The organism is Branchiibius hedensis (assembly GCF_900108585.1).
GTDB classification, from domain to species: Bacteria; Actinomycetota; Actinomycetes; order Actinomycetales; family Dermatophilaceae; genus Branchiibius; species Branchiibius hedensis.
In genome coordinates, this window is the sequence record NZ_UESZ01000001.1 from 2,119,124 (window position 1) to 2,136,196 (window position 17,073).

Consider the following 17,073-nt stretch of genomic DNA (forward strand, 5'->3'; position numbering starts at 1 on the left):
AACCCGTGACGTACGACGACCAGCCGGTCTATCCGGCCGTCGACTCCGGTGGCGGTCAGGTCAGGCGCCCGCTCCATCTGCGAGCGCCGTACGTTGCGCTGGTCTTTGTCGGCGGGGTGGCGGGCACGGCGGCCCGTGAGGGACTGAGCGTGGCCTTCCCCGGCCACGGCGGGTTTCCGGTGACGATCTTCCTGATCAACATCACCGGCGCGTTCGCGCTCGGGTTCCTGCTCGAACTGCTGGTGCGGCTCGGCAGCGACGAGGGCCCTCGGCGTACCGCCCGCCTGCTGCTGGGAACCGGATTCCTCGGCGGCTACACGACGTACAGCACGTTCGCGGTGGGCGCCGTGCAACTCCTGCAGAGCGGCCAACACGCAGCGGGTGGGAGCTACGCCTTGGCGACGGTGATCCTTGGCGAACTGTCGACCACCGCGGGCATCCTCCTGGGCGCCGCCCTCGGGCGCAGGCGCGTGCGATGAGTCCGGGGACCTTCATCGCCCTCATCGTCGCCGGCGGTGTCGGCGCGGTCTTGCGGTTCGTTCTCGACGGTGCCATCCGCTCCCGCTGGTCGTCGCCGTTCCCGATCGGCACCGGCGTGATCAACGTGAGCGGCTCGTTCATCCTCGGCCTGCTGACCGGGCTCGGACTGCGAATGGCCCTGGGACACAACTGGGTTCTGGTGCTGGGCACCGGGGCGATGGGCGGCTACACCACGTTCAGTACGGCGAGTTTCGAGACCGTGCGACTGGCCCAGGATCGTCGGTACGGACTGGCGTTGCTCAACGGCTTCGGCATCCTGGTGCTCGCCCTGCTGGCCGCGTGGGCGGGTCTGGAAATCGGCCGCTGAGTCGGGCACCTCACGCTAGTAGGGACATTGTCTTGGGCTCGCGCTCGGAGGAGGGTGGCTGCCATGAGCATCGACATCCCCGAGCCGATAGCCCAGCGGCTCGCCGACGAACAGATTGTCTGGTTGACCACGGTCGACGCCGACGGCGGACCAGTGTCGACACCGGTGTGGTTCCTCTGGCAGAACGAGCACTTCCTGGTGTTCAGCCAACCCGACACCGGCAAGATGCGGCACATTGCCGCCAACCCACGAGTTGCGTTGAACCTCAACTCATCTCCGTCCGGGGGTGACGTCGTCACGCTCAAGGCCCGGGCCCAGGTTGATCCCGGGGGCGCAACGGAGCAGGAGTTGACCGACTATCTGCGCAAGTACGCCGACGGAATCGCGAGCCTTGGTTCAACACCGGAGAAGTTCCAGGCGGAGTACTCCCAGTTGTTGCGCATCACGCCGGTGAAACTGCGCTCCTGGTGACAGCCGAGGCGCAGCAACGGCCGGAACCGGAGATCGACGAGGCCTTCGACCGCCTGGTCGATGAGGGTCAGGAGCGCCTTGAGCGGCCGATGCGCTCGTTGATCCCGACGGGTGTTCTCGGGGGTATCGACGTCGGGGTGGGCGTCCTGGCCTACTTCGTGGTCCTGCACGAGACCGACAACAAGCTGTTGGCCTCGCTGGCCTTCTCGATCGGCTTAGTCGCGCTCCTTCTCGCCCGCAGTGAGTTGTTCACGGAGAACTTCCTGGTCCCGGTGACCGCCGTTGCCGCACAACGTGATTCCTGGTGGCAGTTGATCCGTCTGTGGGTGGTCACCCTGGTCACCAACCTGGCGGGCGGCGCCTTGATCATCTGGATCATCGTCACGGCCCGCCCGGATCTGAAGCCAATCGCACGCGAGACCGGGGAGCACTACGCGCAGCTAAGTATTTCGCTGCGGACCTTCTTGCTGGCCGTCCTGGCGGGGGTGGTGATCACGCTGATGACCCGCATGCAGCACGCCACCGAGAGCGTCGGCGTCCAACTGGTGCCGGCGATACTGTTCGGAGCCCTCCTGGTCGGCGCGCAACTCTTCCACTGCGTCCTGGACGGAATTCTGATGCTGGGCGCTGTCTTCTCCGGCAGCGACATCTCACCGGGTCAATGGGGTGGTGCCGTGGCCTGGGCCGCCCTGGGCAACCTGGTGGGCGGTATCGGCCTGGTGACGGCGCTCCGACTGGTCCGGGCCGCGCCGCGCGTTGAGCAGGAGCGAAGCGAGAACTAGTTCGCGACATCCTTCGCGGCCACGATGTGCTCCGGCGTCAGACGCACGAGCAACTCACCGGGCACCCCGTTGCGATCGCCGTACTCCTGCGCCCGGTCGGCACCCATGCAGCGCCCGCCGATGCGAGCCGCCCATCGGCGTACCTGCTCCAGGTCGTCGATCAACTCCACGCTCCCGGTCACGGTGACGAACGAGAACGGTGCGACATCGTCCTGGACGGTGAGCACCGCCTGGCCTGTGCGCCGCAGGTTGCGCCCCTTCACCGTGTCAGACCCGGTGTTGAAGTAGATCGCGCCATCCTGCACGTCGTACCAGATGGGAGCCGCGTGCGGCCGCCCGTCGGCACGGGTAGTCGCCAGGACGCCCGGTCGCGCACGCCCTTGCGCCAACCAGGCCATCGCCTCGTCATCGGTCATCTGGTGATAGCCCATACCGACTGCAACATCGTGGCCGCTCTGAGCTGTTCCCGAACACACAAAAGGCCCTCTCACCAGATGTGACATCTGACGAGAGGGCCTTCTCAGGTGTAGCCCCGACGGGATTCGAACCCGCGCTACCGCCTTGAGAGGGCGGCGTGCTAGGCCACTACACAACGGGGCCGTGGCTTGCCGAAGACCTTACCTGTGGGGCAGGCTTTCCGGCGAATCGACTGGTCCGGTGGGACGAGCGCGATCAGCGCTGGGGTACCAGGACTCGAACCTAGACTAACTGAACCAGAATCAGTCGTGCTGCCAATTACACCATACCCCATGGGGGTATCACCGCCGCTCTGGGAGTGGGGTGAACCGAGGGGAAACGTTACCTGTTGACCGGCCCCTGACCCAAATCGGGCAGGCACCCAGGACTTTTGAAGCGCTACTCACGCATGGCGTGCTGCGAAGGGTGAGTTGCGCTGCAAAAGCAGCCGGGGAAGCTCCTCCAGCGAACGTACGACGCCCGCATGCACCGCGGGGCCACTCCCCCATCCGTCGGGTTGGTCGCCGCGCTTCAACCACACGGCGATGAGCCCGGCCGCTGCGGACCCGACCACGTCGACCTCATACTCATCGCCGACATACACCGTCCGCTCCGGCGCGGTCCCCAACTGCGCGCACGCATGATGGAAGACATCCGCCGCGGGCTTGCCGTAACCCAGGGTGTCGCGGGTGACGACCACGGGGAACGACAACCCCACCACTGCGAGCTTGTCGGCGGTCATCGCGGCCGAGGAGTTGGTCAGCGCGCCCACCGGCACCCCCGCCTCCCGGCAGAAGTCCAGGAAGGGGCGCACATCGTCGAAGACATGCTGCGCATCGTGGAAGACGGGCCGGAAGGTGTCCTCGAAGGCCTCCGGAGCGTCCGGGGGCACCGCGGGCAGCCCGAGCGATGTCGCCGCATGCTGCAGCCGCGAGTGCCGCATGGTGCGGAAGTCGATCTCGCCCCGGGTGAAGCGGGGAAAGTGTCGCCCGCCGTCCTGATAGAACGCCACCGCGACCTCATGCGCCTGCGCTGCGGACAACGCCGGCCAGACCGCCGAGACCCCCGCCTCGGCGCCGGTGATCATCGCTGAGCGGGTGTCCAGCACGGTGTCGTCGACGTCCAGCAGGACGCCGTCAACCGCCGTCACAGCACCTTCGGTCGCGCCTCTGCCCTCGGCTCCGGGCCTCGCTTCGCTCGTTTCCTCACCTCGGTCGGCGCTCACAGACTGGCGCGCAGGGTCCGCAACCGGGTCAGCGTCGGCTCCTTGCCGAGCAACTCCATCGACTCGAACAGCGGCGGCGAGACCTTCTGCCCCGAGACCGCGACGCGCAGCGGCCCGAAGGCCACCTTGGGCTTCAGACCGAGTCCGTCGATCAGCGCCTCACGCAGCGAGGACTCGATCTTCGGCGCCAGCCATTCGCGGCCAGTGCCGTCGGGTTTCGGCAGCGCACCGCTGATCGGCTCTAGCGCCGCGATCGCTGCGTCGAGCACCTCGCCGGCGTTGTCCGGCAGCGTCGCCCGGGCGTCCTCGGCGATCGGGACGGCGTCATTGGCCACGTAGAACGGCGCCACCAACGGGATGGCTTCCTTCAACGTCGTGATCCGCGTCTGCACCAGCGGGGTGATGTCCTTCAGCAGCGCCAACTGACCGATCGTGGCCGGCTTCGGCAGCGCCCCATTGTCCTGCAGGACCGGCAGCAGCCGCTGCGACAACTCCTCGGGAGACAGCGTGCGGATGTAGTGCCCGTTCAGCCAGTTGAGCTTGTCGAGATTGAACACCGAGCCCGCCTTATTGACCTTGGACCACTCGAAACGCTGCACGAACTCCTCGAAGGAGAAGACCTCCCGCTCGGAACCATCCGCTTCAATGATCGGCGGATATCCCTGCAGCGCAAGGAAATTGAGCAACGCCTCCGGCAGATAGCCCTCCTCTTGGAACCAGGTCAGACGGGCCCAGGGGCTCTTGCGCTTGGAGATCTTGGCCTTCTTCTCATCCCGCAACAACGGCATGTGCGCGAACGCGGGCGTGTCCAGACCCAGCCACGAATACAGCAGCAGCTGCTTGGGGGTGCTGGAGATCCATTCCTGCCCGCGCACGACGTGCGTGATACCCATCTCGTGATCGTCCACGACGACTGCCAGGTGGTAGGTGGGGAAACCGTCCGCCTTCAGGATCACCTGGTCGTCCGGGCGCGGCGCGCTGGTGTGGCCCATGATCAGGTCGTCCCACTCCAGCGGCGCGTCATCGGGGATATACATCCGCACGACCGGTGTCTCGCTGAAGCCCGGAAGCTCGGCGCGCTCCTCACGGGTCTTGCCGTAACACAGCCGGTCGTAGCCCGTGGGTTGCTTGGTGCGCTGCTGGATCTCCCGCATCTTGGCCAGGCGCTCGGCCGAGCACCAGCAGTAGTAGGCGTGTCCGTCGGCCAGGAGGCGATCGACGTACGGGCGATAGGTCGCGAGCCGCTCGGACTGGCGGTACGGCGCGTAGGGGCCCCCGACGTCGGGGCCCTCATCCCAGGTCAGCCCCAGCCAGTGCAGCGTGTCGTAGACCTGCTGCTCACTGCCCTCGACGAGCCGGGCCCGGTCGGTGTCCTCGATGCGCAGGATGAACTGGCCACCCTGCTGGCGGGCGTACGCGAGGTCGAACATGGCCATGTAGGCGGTGCCGACGTGCGGATCGCCGGTGGGTGACGGAGCGACCCGAAGCCGCGGCCCGGTGGGGGCAGAAGATGACGTAGTCATAGCGGCGCCATCCTAACGAGATCTGCGCCGCCCACCAGTGCTCAGCAACGCGTTTGCCAGGCTTTCCTGCAACCAGGTCAGGAAGTCGTAGAACAGCGCGAGGGTCTCGTCGATGTCGCTGAAGTCCGCACCGCCCTCCAGGAACCGCGTCGTCTGGTGGTGCAACCGTTCGGCGTCCTCCTCGGTGTGCAGGCCCAACCGGTCGGCCAGGACCAGCCGCGCATCGGTCAGCGCGATCATGAATTCCTGGGCCTGACCGAAGTCCAGTTCGAGTTTCTCGCGGGAGACGGCGCGCAGCGTGCCGATCGTGGTGTCGATCCGGGCGACCTTGCGTTGCCGCAGGCTGCGTTCGGTCATCGACCGGAACTCGGCCGCCGCCTCCGCGTCCTCGTGCCCGGTGGGCAGCAAACGATCCAGCGCCGGATCGCGGTCCTCCTCGGGCGCCGGGTCAGCGGACTCGAGATCCCCGATGAGGTCCGTGAGGGGGTCCCCCGTCGGAGCGACCTCGTCCCCGCCGAGCAGTTCGCGCACCTGGCCCAGCAGCCCCACGATGACGTCCCGCTCCTGTGGCGCGAGGGTGCCAACGATGCGCGATCCCTTGCGCTGGAAGGCGGTTGCCATCAGTCGTCCTTACGGAAGGTGGCCCACAGGGAGTACCCGTGCATCGCCTCGGTGTCGGTCTCCATCTTCTCGCGGGTCCCGCGAGACACCACCGCCCGGCCCTCGGTGTGCACCTGCATCATCAACTTCTCGGCCTCCTCCTTGGAGTAGCCGAAGTAGGTCTGGAACACCCAGGACACGTAGGACATCAGGTTGACCGGGTCGTTCCAGACGATCGTCACCCAGGGCACGTCGATCTGGGTGACGATGTCCGTCTGCTCGATCGGGGCCGTCTCGGTCATGGGCACCCACCTAGCCTAGAGCGGTCTGGTCGTGGTCCGGTCGGCCTACAGTGTTGCCTGTGAGCGCCACGCAGCCTGTCACCACCGCCTTGCTGACCGACCACTACGAGTTGACGATGCTGCAGGCGGCCCTGCAGTCCGGCACGGCCCACCGGCGCTGCGTCTTCGAACTCTTCGGCCGCCGACTGCCCGACGGTCGCCGCTACGGAGTGGTCGCCGGAATCGGCCGGGCGTTGGACGCCGTGGCCGCGTTCCGGTTCGGCGACGCCGAACTGACCGACCTCCGCGCCCGCTCTGTGGTCGACGACACCACCTTGGACTGGCTGGCCGACTACCGCTTCAGCGGAAACATCTGGGGGTACGCCGAGGGTGAGGCGTACTTCCCTGGCTCGCCGCTGATGGTGGTCGAGTCCAGCTTCGCCGAGGGCGTGCTGCTGGAGACCGTGCTGCTGTCGATCCTCAACCACGACAGTGCCATTGCCAGTGCTGCATCGCGAATGACGGCCGCCGCCGATGGCCGCCCGTGCATCGAGATGGGCTCACGCCGTACGCAGGAGTGGTCGGCGGTGGCCGCCGCCCGCGCGGCGTACATCGCCGGTTTCGTGGCCACCTCGAACCTGGAGGCGGGCCGCCGGTGGGGCGTGCCCACGACGGGAACCGCCGCCCATGCGTTCACCCTTCTGCACGACACCGAGGAGGAAGCGTTCGCGGCGCAGGTCGCGGCGCTGGGCACGGGCACCACGCTGCTGGTGGACACCTACGACGTGACCAAGGCGGTTGAGACCGCGATCAAGGTCGCCGGGCCAGGGCTCGGCGCAGTCCGGCTCGACTCCGGTGACCTGCTGGTCCAAGCCCGCGAAGTACGCGCCCAGTTGGATTCCCTGGGCGCCACCGGCACCAAGATCGTGGTGACCTCCGACCTGGACGAATTCGCGATCGCAGCACTGGCCGCCGGTCCGGTCGACTCGTACGGAGTGGGCACCTCGTTGGTCACCGGATCGGGCGCGCCCACGGTCGGACTGGTCTACAAACTGGTGGCTCATGAGGGCGCCGACGGTTCGATGTTGTCGGTCGCCAAAGCCAGTAAGGACAAGAAGTCGGTCGGTGGCCGCAAGTATGCGATGCGTCGCCGGTCCGCCTCCGGCGTCGCCCAGGCCGAGGTGCTCGGGATCGGTGAGCCGCCGGTCAACGACGGTGACGACCGCGACTTGCTCGTCCCGCTGATCGCGGCAGGCGAGCGGGTCTACGACGCCACCTTGCAGGACGCCCGCGAGCGCCACGAAGCCTCCCGCGCCGAGTTGCCGCCGACCGCGTTGCAGATGTCCCGCGGCGAACCCTGCATTCCCACGATCTACGAAGGGCAGTGAGATGGCGCGCGCACTGATCGTTGTCGACGTGCAGAACGACTTCTGCGAGGGCGGTTCCCTCGCCGTGACCGGGGGCGCCCAGGTGGCCGCGGACATCGCCGGCCTGCTCGCCGACCGGCCCGAGGACTGGGACGCGGTGGTCGCGACCGCCGACTGGCACATCGACCCGGGCAGCCACTGGTCGGACTCCCCCGACTTCGTCGACTCCTGGCCGGTGCACTGCCAAGTGGGTACGCCGGGTGCGGACTTCCACCCCAACATCGCTCCCGCCCTGGTTGGCGTGACGACCTTCCGCAAAGGTGAACACGACGCTGCCTACAGCGGATTCGAGGGACACAACGACGACGGCGCCGGCCTCGCGGACTGGTTGCGCGACCGCGGCATCGATGCGGTCGACGTTGTCGGGATCGCCACGGACTACTGCGTGCGGGCGACCGCGTTGGACGCGCTGCGCGAAGGTTTCGCCACCACGGTGCTGCGCGATCTCACCGCCGGTGTCGCCGCCGACAGCACCGACCGCGCGGTCGAGGAACTCCGCGCGGCCGGTGTGACGGTCTCCTGATCAGGCGGTCACCGTGATCGGGGTGCCGCCCGACACCAACTTCCAGTCGATGGTGTGGAAGGTCGGCGGGTCGATCTGCCCCTTGGCGGTCACGTAGTCGATCAACGCCTGGCGGATCTCGCCCTGCCGGTTGTAGACCACCGGAGCGGTCGTCACGCCCGGGAAGCCGCCACCGCCGGACTGGCGATAGTTGTTGATCGCGATCACGAACGGATCGGCGTCACCGATCGCCTGACCGCCGTACTGCAGGTTCTTGATCCGCGACCCCGGCGCCTGGGCGATGTCGATGTCGTAGGTGAGCCGTGCGTCGAGGCCGCCCATCACGTCGTAGTTGTAGTCCGGTGTGCCGTTCGGAGCCGTCGCCGTCACCGCGTTGGTCACCGCCGAGGACGGGAACGGTCCGGTGCCGGTCACCTGCTTGAAGTAGGTCGCCGACTGCTCCAGGTAGGCCTTCACCTGGGCGCCGGTGAACTTGATGCCCAGCAAAGTGTTGTCGTAGATGTACAACCCCGCGACATCGCGGACGGTGACGTCGCCCGCCGGGATGTCGGCGTCGCGGCTGAACGGCGCCGCGATCGACAGCACGGGAGTGTTCGCGTCGGCGGTCCCGACCAGGCCGGCCTTGACCGTCGTGGCCTGCACCAGGTTGATGAAGTCGACCGCTGCGGAGTCCTCCCAGCACGCCGTTGCACCGCTCATCTCCTGGGTGCAGACGCCGATCTTGGAGTTGACGTAGGCCAGCACCTTCTCGTGCGCCGAGCGCACCACGCGGGCAACCTGCGGATCCTCATCGACCGTGTTGGAGTTCAGCAGAGTCGAGGTGGCCGAGGCGACCGACCAACGGCCACGTGCCCAGGTCAGGTTCAGGTCCATCACCGTCACGCGGTTGCCCCAGTAGTAGGGCTCGGACAGCAGCACCTGCTTGCCGGTCTTCTCGTTGGTGACGTACCGCTGCGGGATCTCCACGTGGGCGTGGCCGACGAGAATCGCGTCGATGTCGGGCACCTGCTGGGCCAGCAGGGTGCTGGCGTTCTCCGGATAAGGCAACGCATCGCCGTACGACGATGAGGTGTCGGCGCCCGAGTGGCAGGACACGACAACGATGTCGGCGCCTAGCCGTTTCATCCGCGGCACAGCGATTTTCGCCTGCTCGACGATGCCGTTGAACTTCACCTTGCCGTCGACGTTGGCCTTGTCCCAGATCGCGACGCCGGGGGTCACCAGACCGAGGATGCCCACGGTCAGCAGGCGACCGCCCGCCCAGATGCGCTTGAACGTGAAGGGCGGGAACACGGACCGGCCGGTCTTCCAGTCGAGGGCGTTGGCGCCCAACAGCGGGTGGTTCAACTGGCGCTGGAAGGTGCGCAGGATGTCCAGGCCGTAGTTGAACTCGTGGTTACCCAGCGCCGCCGCGTCGTAGCCGATCGCGTTCATCGCGACAGCCATCGGGTGCTTGATGGTGCGGCTGATCGGGGTGATCTTGGCGTAGTAGTACGCCAGCGGGGTGCCTTGGATCGTGTCGCCCGCATCGAGGGTCAGACAGGTGTGCCGGCCGCGTTCGGCGCGGACCGCCTTGATCAGAGTCGCGGCCTTCGCCGCCCCGATGTCGTTGTGCGCCTTGTCGTCGTACTCGGCGTTCTTGAAGTAGTCCCAGTTGTAGACGTGCCCGTGCAGGTCGGTGGTGCCGAGCACGGTCAGTCTGAACGACTTGTTGTGGCCCCAGCCGTGGGCGTCGGCCTCAGGGGCGGTGATGCCGGCCAAGCCAGCACCCCCGACCACGGCAGCGGTGAGCATCTGGCGCCGCGTGGTGTGCGGCAGTTTGCGGGTTTCTGGTGAGTTCGTCACGTACGCCGACGGTAGGCGTTCGCGGGTGCCGTCGGGCCCCAGCGCGGCACCCGATCGCACCTTTTACCAAGTCTTTGCCTGGTGTTCGCCGGGGTGGGAATCGTGACGCACGATGTAGGTGCGCGCAGCCTTGTCGTGCAGCGCCTGGGAGAACTTGTCCCACAGCGGGAAGAGGTAGTTGAGCAACTGGAACAGGCTGCCGAAGAACGCGAGCACCGGTAGCGCTCCGACCAGGCTGCCGGCCTGTTTGACGACCCACCGGACCGCCGACGACGCAACGTCCGGCGCGCGGTCACTGTCCAGTCGGCGTACCCGGATCCCGGCGGCCATGTGACCGAGGGTCTGGCCGCGCCAGGCCACCAGAGAGATCTCGTAGACAGCGCTGATGATCAAGATGGCGGCGAACGGTTGCCACGGGATCCCCGGTGGATCGGCGACCGTCGCCGAACTGCCGGACGACGCCTGGTCCATGGTGTCCTGGAACCACGTCTGGTATTTGCTCAACCAGGCGTTGAAGCTGGACCAGGTGATCGCAACCGCGACGGCAGACACCAGCAGGTTGTCGATGATGTAACCAAGGGCACGCTTCCACCAGCCGGCGAGCACGGCGCCATCGGGGGTGAGCCGCTTCGGCGTGCCGGCCTGTGCGATCGGTGGGGCGTACGGAGCCCACTGGCCCTGCTGGGGTTGTCCGGGCTGCTGCGGGTAGCCCGGCGGCAGCTGCGCCGGGTCGGGTTGCGGCGGCGGGCTGCCGATGCTGGATTGGTCCAAGTTGGGCTTGATCTTCGGCATCGTGCGCCCGGACCAGGACACTCCGTCCCAGTAATGCAGCAGATTGGGGTCGTTCGGGTCGTCGTACCAGCCAGACGGCCGCACATCGTTCATGGGCCGATCTTCTCACCCGGCCAACGACACTCCTGCCGTGCCACACTGGCGCGGTGCTGACCGTGCGAGATGCAGAACGAGCCGACAGGGCACAAGCGATCGCAGCACTCACCCTGGCGTTCGCCGACGATCCGGTGCTGCGGTGGCTGGTCCCCCCGGAGCGGGATGCGCGCGTGCACGCAACGCTGATCGCCGAGGCCGGCCGGGTCCAGGTCGCTGACGTGGACGGTCGGATTGGCGGGACCTGTCTGTGGATCGACCAGCGGAACGCGCCGTCACCGTGGCGCGAACTCGCCGGACTGCCCCGATGGTTGTGGGCCCTTGGCCCGCGGATCGGTCGTGGAAGCCGGTTGATGTCGGCGTTCGCGCGTGCTCATCCGCCCCGGCCGTACCTCTATCTGGGCACCGTGGGTGCTGCGATCCGCGGGCAAGGGATCGGCAGCGCCCTCATCCGGAGTGGCCTGGAGGACTACTCCGGGACGGCCTACCTGGAGAGTTCCAAGGAAGAAAACCTCGCGATCTATGAGCGCTTCGGCTTTCGGGTGACCGAGCGCATCGATCTGCCCGACGGCGGTCCCCCGGTCTGGCCAATGGTGCGACCGGCCACGGCTTGAGCTCGACGCCAGTAGCCGTCAACTAGGACGTTCGAGCAGATCCCCTGGGCCCACGCCTAATTGACGTTCCAGATCGGCGGCGGTCGTGACCTGCAGGTGACGGGCGAACTTCGCACTGACCGCCGCCATGTGTTCGCGAGCGACCGACTCGGTGATGTGCAGGCGGCGCCCGATGCTGGCCCATTGCTCACCCCGAGCTCGGGCGGTCAGCACCTGCCGCTGCCGCTCCGTCAATTCCTTGATCTCCCCGGCCCGTTCCAGCACCTCGGCCAGACCGGTCAGGGATTGCGTGATCACGGTGTCCCCCGCGGCCACCCGGGTCAACGCGTCGAGCAGCGCCTCCGGTCGGTCGCTCTTGTGCACGACGCCGTTGGCCCCTGCCTGCAGGCACTGGGCCAGGACCAACAGGCGCCGTTCGTCGGTGTAGATGCAGACGGGGTACCCGCGGGTGGCCACCAGTCGGATGGCTTCGTCGCCCTGCAGCCGATGCCCCTCGGTGGGGGTGCTCAGGCGCAGATCCAGCAGTACGACGTCCGCATCGGGGTTCTCGGCCAGCAGCGCCTCGACCGAGGAAAAGGACCCGACGACCTGGACACTGTCCAACATCACCGGGATTCCCATCCGGATGGCGACGGAGTCATCCACTACGCAGATCTTCATGCCGGTGGTCGCAATCGCATCGGCTCCTCATCGGCACAGGCACCGGAGTAGATCAACGCGGTCCCGTGTCCCGGCGCCGAGTCAAGGACAACCTCGATGCCAGCGGCTCCTGCTTGCTCGAAAACCTGTGTGGCCAAACCGAATCCGAACGCGTCGGGGTCGGGATCGAAGCCCACTCCATCGTCCCTCACTGTCAACTCCCACGTGCCTGCGCGATGGTCGGCATGGATCACAACCTGGTGGGCACGAGCGTGCCGGCGCACGTTGTGCAGCGTCGTCGCGAGAGCAGAGCGCAGCACGGTGGCTGCCTCATCGGTTAGCTGCGCGTGTTGGCCAAGGGTCAGGACTGGCTCGATGGGCAGGTCACGGAAGCTGCCGATCACCTCACGTACGACGACCCCCAGGGTCTGGGGCGCCGTACCTTCTCCGGGCGGCGCGTCCAGATAGGACCGAAGCCGGACCGACTCCGCGAGCGCCTGCTCCCGGACGACTTCCCTTGTCTCCTCGGGCAATTCGTCGGAGGCGAGCAGTCGCAGAATGCCCGTCGTGTCGTGCACGAGCAACCGGTAACGCTCGGCCTCCAGTTGTGCTGCCGCACGCGCAGCGGCTTCCCGGTCGCGATCGGCCTGGCGGGCAAAACGACGCAGCACCATGGCGATCCACGCCGCAGCCAGGGCCAGCATCGGGTAGTTCAGCGCGTTGGCCAGCAGCGACCACACCGGCTGGCTGGAGTTAGCGGCGGTCACCACGAGATAGCACAACCCGATCGCGGTGGCGAGGATGGCGACCGTACGCGGCCGCGCCCAGGCACCCGTCGTGACGGCCACCATCAGCGCGTAGCCCGGCGCCCAGACCGACCACGTGCCCGTTTGGACGTTGGCGGGAAAGCTGTGCGCGATCACCGGCAGCGCGATGAAGGCAATGGTGACGTCGGCGATGCCCCAGAACCGAAGGTCGGGACGGCCGCGCCGAAGCAGGGACCACGCCAGCGGGATGGTGAATCCCACGGCGGTGGCGGTGACGATGAGGTAGAGATCGACGTGGGTGGCCAGTGCGACGCCTTCGGGCACCGCTGTCAGCATCGTGACCAGCACACACACCCGCAGGATCAGCGCCAGGCCCACGATGGCGCGCTCTACGTCGGCGGTTGCGCTGCCGGTCGACGTACGCAGATGGCGGATCACTGAGCGCAGACGCTGGACCGGATGCACACCGGAAGTCTGCTGCATGGCAACGCCGCTGGACACCCCCGGAAACTGAGGGTGCCCAGCGGCGCTCGGTCACTGCGATCACGTGTTGCGCAGCGCGGCCAGGAAACCGTTCCAGGAGTTCACCCTCGGGATGGCGTTGATCCGGCCGGTGTAGCCACCGTGCTCCGCGGCGAACTTCTGCACGTAGCAGGCCGTTCTCGGCCCGGGAATGCCGTTCACCAGGCCCTGGTAGCCGGCCTTCCGGATCTCGATCTGGATTCCCTTACGGGTGTTGGGACCCCACACCCCGTCGACCGGGCCACCGTAGACGCCGTCGTGCTTCAGTTCGGCCTGGATCGCCGCTTGGACGTCCTTGGACGGCTCCCACCAGGACCACGTCGGCGGCAGCGGGTTGCACGGGTTGGCCGGCGGAGGCGGCGTGCTGCCACCGGGGGCTCGCCAGTACCCCGCCGGCGCCTGCCGACCGGCCAGGGAATGCAGCTGCGCAGTCTGCTGGTGGTTCCAGTTCTCCTCGAACGCCTGGCCGTTGTACCAGATCGCGACGTGGCCGAGGCGCATGTTCGACGCCTTGGCGTAGACCATGATGTCGCCGTTCTGGTAGTTGCCGTCGGTGTGCCAGGTGAAGCCGTGCGAGGCAAGGAGTTGCGCCGAGCCGCCGCCACCGGGGGCCCAGGCCCAGGCGTCACCGCCCCAGCCCGTGCTGGGCAGTCCGTAGACGTCGATCCCGAAGTGGATGGCCAGACTGACGCACTGGCCGGTGCCGACCTTGGTCCCGAGGTGGGAGTTGACGTAGTCGGTGATGGCGGACGAACTGACCTGGGCCCGTACGGCGGCCACGTGAGTAGGTGCGGCAGCGGCCGGTTGGGAGGGGGCGAAGGTGGCAGCGAACAGGCCTGCACCCAAAGCGGGTACGGCGACTGCGACCTTCAGCCGGGTCGCGATGGCTGTGCTCATGATGACTCCTCTGGGGGTGATTCGCATCGGTTCGACCGGTGGTCCGGCCTGCTGACAGCCTTCGCCGAGCAGCACGACACCGGAACCGGCATTGCCGCGCCCACGGACTGCACCGCGCGTAACCGCCGGGCGAACCCCCGGTTTCCACGGGATCGCTTCTTAGGGTGGTGCTCATGCGGTTGCATGAGGTGCTTCACCACGAACACGCCCCCGGCGCTCTCGATGCGATCACCGATGTGTCAGGCGTGCGGGTCGGACACACCACCGTGAGCGCCGGCTCGCTGCAGACCGGCGTCACCGCTGTGCTGCCGCCGGCGTTGCCGACCCCGGCCGGACTCTTCGTCGGCAACGGGCACGGAAAGTTGGTGGGCGCCACCCAACTGACCGAGTTGGGCACTCTCGAGACGCCGATCCTGCTCACCGGGACTCTGTCGACCTTCCGGGTCGCCGACGCGTTGGTCAGTTGGCTGATGGAGCACGACCCCTCGCTGCGCTCGGTCAATCCGGTCGTGGGTGAATGCAACGACGGCTGGCTATCGGACATCCGGGCGCGGCCGGTCACCGCTGAGCATGTCTACGGCGCGCTGACGGACGCCTCCACAGGTCCGGTCGCCCAGGGCAACGTCGGTGCCGGCACCGGGATGTGCGCCCTCGGGTTCAAGGGCGGGATCGGGACTGCGTCCCGCCGCGCTGGGGACGTCACCGTCGGCGTGCTGGTCCAGTCCAATTTCGACGGCCGATTGCGGTTCGGTCCGCGGTACGTCGATCCACCAGCGCCCGAGCCCGTCGCCCGGGCGGGCAACTCGTGCATGATCCTCGTGGCAACGGATGCCGCACTGGACGCCCGGCAACTGTGCCGGGTCGCGCGGCGAGCGGTCTTCGGTCTGGCCCGGGTGGGCGCTGGATTCACCCACGGCAGCGGTGATTACGCGATCGCGTTCAGCACCGGCCCCGGACCGCAGATCGCCGACGCCGACCTCAGCCCGCTGTTCGCCGCAACGATGGAGGCCACTGAGGCCGCAGTGTTGAAGTCGCTGCTGGCCGCGGAAACGATGACCGGGTTCCGGGGGCGGACGGTGCGGGCACTGACGGACGCCCATCCGGACCTGATGGACGAATTGTCGATCCACACCGCCGCACTCTGACAAAACGGCAGCCCACCACCTGCGGTGGGCTCCTAGGCTGATCAGGTCAGCGATCGCCGTACGTCCGTCAGGAGCCACCCATGTCCGTCGCCAGCCCGAACACCGCAACGGTTGTCCCCCACTGGATCGACGGCGCGCAGTCCCCATCGCGCTCCGGGCGCACCGCGCCGGTCTACGACCCGGCCCTGGGTGTCGTCACCAAGCAGGTCGCGATGGCCGACCGCGCGGAGATCGACGCCGCCGTCGCCTCAGCCCGCGCCGCGTTCCCGGCGTGGCGTGACACCTCCTTGGCCAAGCGGCAGACGGTGTTGTTCAAGTTCCGCGAGTTGCTGGACGCCCGCAAGGGCGAACTGGCCGAGATCATCACCAGCGAGCACGGCAAGGTGCTCTCCGATGCGATGGGTGAGATCACCCGCGGGCTGGAGGTCGTGGAGTTCGCGACCGGTCTGGCCCACCACCTCAAAGGTGAGTACTCCGAGGGGGTTTCGACCGGCATCGACGTCTACTCGACCCGCCAGCCGCTGGGTGTCGTCGGGATCATCTCGCCGTTCAACTTCCCGGCGATGGTCCCGATGTGGTTCTTCCCGATCGCGATCGCCGCAGGCAACACGGTTGTCGTGAAGCCGAGCGAGAAGGACCCGTCGGCTGCCATCTGGATGGGTCAGCTGTGGAAGGAAGCGGGTCTGCCCGATGGTGTCTTCACCGTGCTGAACGGCGACAAGGAAGCCGTCGATGGATTGCTGGAACACCCTGACGTGCAGGCGATTTCGTTCGTCGGTTCCACCCCGATCGCGCAGTACGTCTACGAGCAGGGCGCGAAGTACGGCAAGCGGGTGCAGGCGCTGGGTGGCGCAAAGAACCACATGCTGGTGCTGCCGGACGCCGACCTGGACCTGACGGCAGACGCCGCCGTGAACGCTGGCTTCGGCTCGGCCGGCGAGCGCTGCATGGCGATCTCGGTCGTGGTCGCCGTGGAGCCGGTCGCCGATGCGCTGATCGAGAAGATCAAGGAGCGCGTCGCCACCCTGCGCACCGGGGACGGTCGCCGCGGTTGCGACATGGGGCCGCTGGTCACCGAGGCGCACCGCGACAAGGTCGCCTCCTACATCGAGGTCGCTGAGGCCGACGGTGCTGTCATCGCGATCGACGGCCGCGGCATCGAGGTCGACGGCGAGCCCGAAGGGTTCTGGCTCGGCCCGACCCTGATCGACCAGGTGCCGGTCACCTCACGGGTCTACACCGAGGAAATCTTCGGTCCGGTGCTGTCGGTGGTTCGGGTCGGCTCCTACGAGGAAGGTGTTGACCTGATCAACAACGGTGCCTTCGGCAACGGCACCGCCATCTTCACCAACGACGGCGGGGCGGCCCGGAGGTTCCAGAACGAGATCCAGGTCGGCATGGTCGGCATCAACGTGCCGATCCCGGTGCCGGTGGCCACGTTCAGCTTCGGCGGCTGGAAGGCCTCGATGTTCGGCGACACGAAGGCACACGGCGCCGAGGGCGTGAAGTTCTACACCCAGCTCAAGGCCGTCACCTCGCGCTGGCTGGACCCCAGCCACGGTGGCCTCAACCTGGGCTTCCCGCAGAACTGACCAGCTGCGTCGGGCGGGTGGATAATCAGCGC

Annotated in this window: 19 protein-coding genes and 2 tRNA genes; 9 read left to right on the forward strand and 12 right to left on the reverse strand. The window is 67.4% G+C overall.

Annotated elements, in window-relative coordinates:
- Positions 1-5: 5 nt before the first annotated feature.
- From DR843_RS10320 to DR843_RS10335, 4 genes are all read left to right on the forward strand, one after another.
- The gene (locus DR843_RS10320) at positions 6-479 is read left to right on the forward strand and encodes a fluoride efflux transporter FluC (protein WP_172461492.1); all 474 of its coding nucleotides are present in this window, start codon (positions 6-8) and stop codon (positions 477-479) included.
- Complete coding sequence (gene crcB, locus DR843_RS10325) at positions 476-847, forward strand: fluoride efflux transporter CrcB (RefSeq protein WP_109685582.1); 372 nt, start codon at positions 476-478, stop codon at positions 845-847. The genes DR843_RS10320 and crcB overlap by 4 nt, the downstream gene beginning before the upstream one ends.
- 63 nt (positions 848-910) lie before the next feature.
- Complete coding sequence (locus tag DR843_RS10330) at positions 911-1,318, forward strand: TIGR03667 family PPOX class F420-dependent oxidoreductase (protein WP_109685584.1); 408 nt, start codon at positions 911-913, stop codon at positions 1,316-1,318.
- Positions 1,315-2,100: a formate/nitrite transporter family protein gene (locus tag DR843_RS10335; RefSeq protein ID WP_211310219.1), complete on the forward strand. Its 786-nt coding sequence runs from the start codon at positions 1,315-1,317 to the stop codon at positions 2,098-2,100. The genes DR843_RS10330 and DR843_RS10335 overlap by 4 nt, the downstream gene beginning before the upstream one ends.
- Here DR843_RS10335 and DR843_RS10340 read toward each other — a convergent pair.
- The 7 genes from DR843_RS10340 to clpS form a co-directional block, all read right to left on the reverse strand.
- Complete coding sequence (locus DR843_RS10340) at positions 2,097-2,516, reverse strand: PPOX class F420-dependent oxidoreductase (RefSeq protein ID WP_109688829.1); 420 nt, start codon at positions 2,514-2,516, stop codon at positions 2,097-2,099. The genes DR843_RS10335 and DR843_RS10340 overlap by 4 nt on opposite strands.
- Positions 2,517-2,627: 111 nt before the next feature.
- Positions 2,628-2,700 (reverse strand) — tRNA-Glu (locus DR843_RS10345).
- A 78-nt stretch (positions 2,701-2,778) separates the two neighbouring features.
- A tRNA-Gln gene (locus DR843_RS10350) sits at positions 2,779-2,850 on the reverse strand.
- Between the two features lie 109 nt (positions 2,851-2,959).
- Positions 2,960-3,706, reverse strand: a complete 747-nt coding sequence (locus DR843_RS10355) for an HAD family hydrolase (RefSeq protein ID WP_170119832.1) — start codon at positions 3,704-3,706, stop codon at positions 2,960-2,962.
- A 71-nt stretch (positions 3,707-3,777) separates the two neighbouring features.
- The gene (gltX, locus tag DR843_RS10360; RefSeq protein ID WP_109685590.1) at positions 3,778-5,304 is read right to left on the reverse strand and encodes a glutamate--tRNA ligase; all 1,527 of its coding nucleotides are present in this window, start codon (positions 5,302-5,304) and stop codon (positions 3,778-3,780) included.
- Between the two features lie 12 nt (positions 5,305-5,316).
- Positions 5,317-5,925, reverse strand: a complete 609-nt coding sequence (locus tag DR843_RS10365; RefSeq protein ID WP_109685592.1) for a DUF2017 domain-containing protein — start codon at positions 5,923-5,925, stop codon at positions 5,317-5,319.
- Positions 5,925-6,206, reverse strand: a complete 282-nt coding sequence (clpS, locus tag DR843_RS10370) for an ATP-dependent Clp protease adapter ClpS (protein ID WP_109685594.1) — start codon at positions 6,204-6,206, stop codon at positions 5,925-5,927. The genes DR843_RS10365 and clpS overlap by 1 nt, the downstream gene beginning before the upstream one ends.
- 59 nt (positions 6,207-6,265) lie before the next feature.
- Here clpS and DR843_RS10375 point away from each other — a divergent pair, with 59 nt between their 5' ends.
- Positions 6,266-7,573: a nicotinate phosphoribosyltransferase gene (locus DR843_RS10375; RefSeq protein WP_109685596.1), complete on the forward strand. Its 1,308-nt coding sequence runs from the start codon at positions 6,266-6,268 to the stop codon at positions 7,571-7,573.
- Between the two features lies 1 nt (position 7,574).
- Positions 7,575-8,135 carry an isochorismatase family protein gene (locus tag DR843_RS10380; RefSeq protein WP_109685598.1) on the forward strand — a complete coding sequence of 187 codons (561 nt, stop codon included), beginning with the start codon at positions 7,575-7,577 and terminating at the stop codon, positions 8,133-8,135.
- Here the strand turns inward: DR843_RS10380 and DR843_RS10385 are convergent, their stop codons facing one another.
- Complete coding sequence (locus DR843_RS10385) at positions 8,136-9,929, reverse strand: 5'-nucleotidase C-terminal domain-containing protein (protein WP_109688831.1); 1,794 nt, start codon at positions 9,927-9,929, stop codon at positions 8,136-8,138.
- 114 nt (positions 9,930-10,043) lie between these two features.
- On the reverse strand, positions 10,044-10,865 hold the full coding sequence (locus DR843_RS10390; RefSeq protein ID WP_109685599.1) for an RDD family protein: 822 nt from the start codon (positions 10,863-10,865) through the stop codon (positions 10,044-10,046).
- Positions 10,866-10,918: 53 nt separating this feature from the next.
- On the opposite strand from DR843_RS10390, the gene DR843_RS10395 reads away from it, so the two are divergent.
- Positions 10,919-11,479, forward strand: a complete 561-nt coding sequence (locus DR843_RS10395) for a GNAT family protein (RefSeq protein ID WP_109685601.1) — start codon at positions 10,919-10,921, stop codon at positions 11,477-11,479.
- Positions 11,480-11,497: 18 nt separating this feature from the next.
- Here DR843_RS10395 and DR843_RS10400 read toward each other — a convergent pair whose 3' ends face one another.
- Genes DR843_RS10400 through DR843_RS10410 form a run of 3 tightly spaced genes read right to left on the reverse strand, consistent with a single transcriptional unit; the run spans position 11,498 to position 14,304 of the window.
- Entirely contained in the window at positions 11,498-12,124 is a 627-nt protein-coding gene (locus DR843_RS10400) for a response regulator (RefSeq protein WP_109688833.1), read from the reverse strand.
- An 11-nt stretch (positions 12,125-12,135) separates the two neighbouring features.
- A complete protein-coding gene (locus DR843_RS10405; protein ID WP_109685603.1) occupies positions 12,136-13,386 on the reverse strand; it encodes a sensor histidine kinase in 1,251 nt (416 codons plus the stop codon).
- 42 nt (positions 13,387-13,428) lie between these two features.
- Positions 13,429-14,304, reverse strand: a complete 876-nt coding sequence (locus DR843_RS10410; RefSeq protein WP_109685605.1) for a peptidoglycan-binding protein — start codon at positions 14,302-14,304, stop codon at positions 13,429-13,431.
- A gap of 173 nt (positions 14,305-14,477) precedes the next feature.
- Between DR843_RS10410 and DR843_RS10415 the strand changes: the two genes are divergently transcribed.
- Both DR843_RS10415 and DR843_RS10420 read left to right on the forward strand, forming a co-directional pair.
- Entirely contained in the window at positions 14,478-15,449 is a 972-nt protein-coding gene (locus tag DR843_RS10415) for a P1 family peptidase (RefSeq protein WP_109685607.1), read from the forward strand.
- Positions 15,450-15,529: 80 nt separating this feature from the next.
- Positions 15,530-17,041 (forward strand): CoA-acylating methylmalonate-semialdehyde dehydrogenase, encoded by a 1,512-nt coding sequence (locus DR843_RS10420; RefSeq protein WP_109685609.1) that lies wholly within the window; start codon positions 15,530-15,532, stop codon positions 17,039-17,041.
- Positions 17,042-17,073 lie beyond the last annotated feature (32 nt).

Excerpts from the sequence above, each read along its gene's own strand:
- DR843_RS10410 (WP_109685605.1), bottom strand. The coding sequence starts at position 14,304 with ATGAGCACAGCCATCGCGACCCGGCTGAAGGTCGCAGTCGCCGTACCC.
- DR843_RS10415 (WP_109685607.1), top strand. The coding sequence starts at position 14,478 with ATGCGGTTGCATGAGGTGCTTCACCACGAACACGCCCCCGGCGCTCTC.
- DR843_RS10330 (WP_109685584.1), top strand. The coding sequence starts at position 911 with ATGAGCATCGACATCCCCGAGCCGATAGCCCAGCGGCTCGCCGACGAA.
- gltX (WP_109685590.1), bottom strand. The coding sequence starts at position 5,304 with ATGACTACGTCATCTTCTGCCCCCACCGGGCCGCGGCTTCGGGTCGCT.
- crcB (WP_109685582.1), top strand. The coding sequence starts at position 476 with ATGAGTCCGGGGACCTTCATCGCCCTCATCGTCGCCGGCGGTGTCGGC.
- DR843_RS10340 (WP_109688829.1), bottom strand. The coding sequence starts at position 2,516 with ATGACCGATGACGAGGCGATGGCCTGGTTGGCGCAAGGGCGTGCGCGA.
- clpS (WP_109685594.1), bottom strand. The coding sequence starts at position 6,206 with ATGACCGAGACGGCCCCGATCGAGCAGACGGACATCGTCACCCAGATC.
- DR843_RS10390 (WP_109685599.1), bottom strand. The coding sequence starts at position 10,865 with ATGAACGATGTGCGGCCGTCTGGCTGGTACGACGACCCGAACGACCCC.
- DR843_RS10380 (WP_109685598.1), top strand. The coding sequence starts at position 7,575 with ATGGCGCGCGCACTGATCGTTGTCGACGTGCAGAACGACTTCTGCGAG.
- DR843_RS10385 (WP_109688831.1), bottom strand. The coding sequence starts at position 9,929 with ATGCTCACCGCTGCCGTGGTCGGGGGTGCTGGCTTGGCCGGCATCACC.
- DR843_RS10420 (WP_109685609.1), top strand. The coding sequence starts at position 15,530 with ATGTCCGTCGCCAGCCCGAACACCGCAACGGTTGTCCCCCACTGGATC.
- DR843_RS10365 (WP_109685592.1), bottom strand. The coding sequence starts at position 5,925 with ATGGCAACCGCCTTCCAGCGCAAGGGATCGCGCATCGTTGGCACCCTC.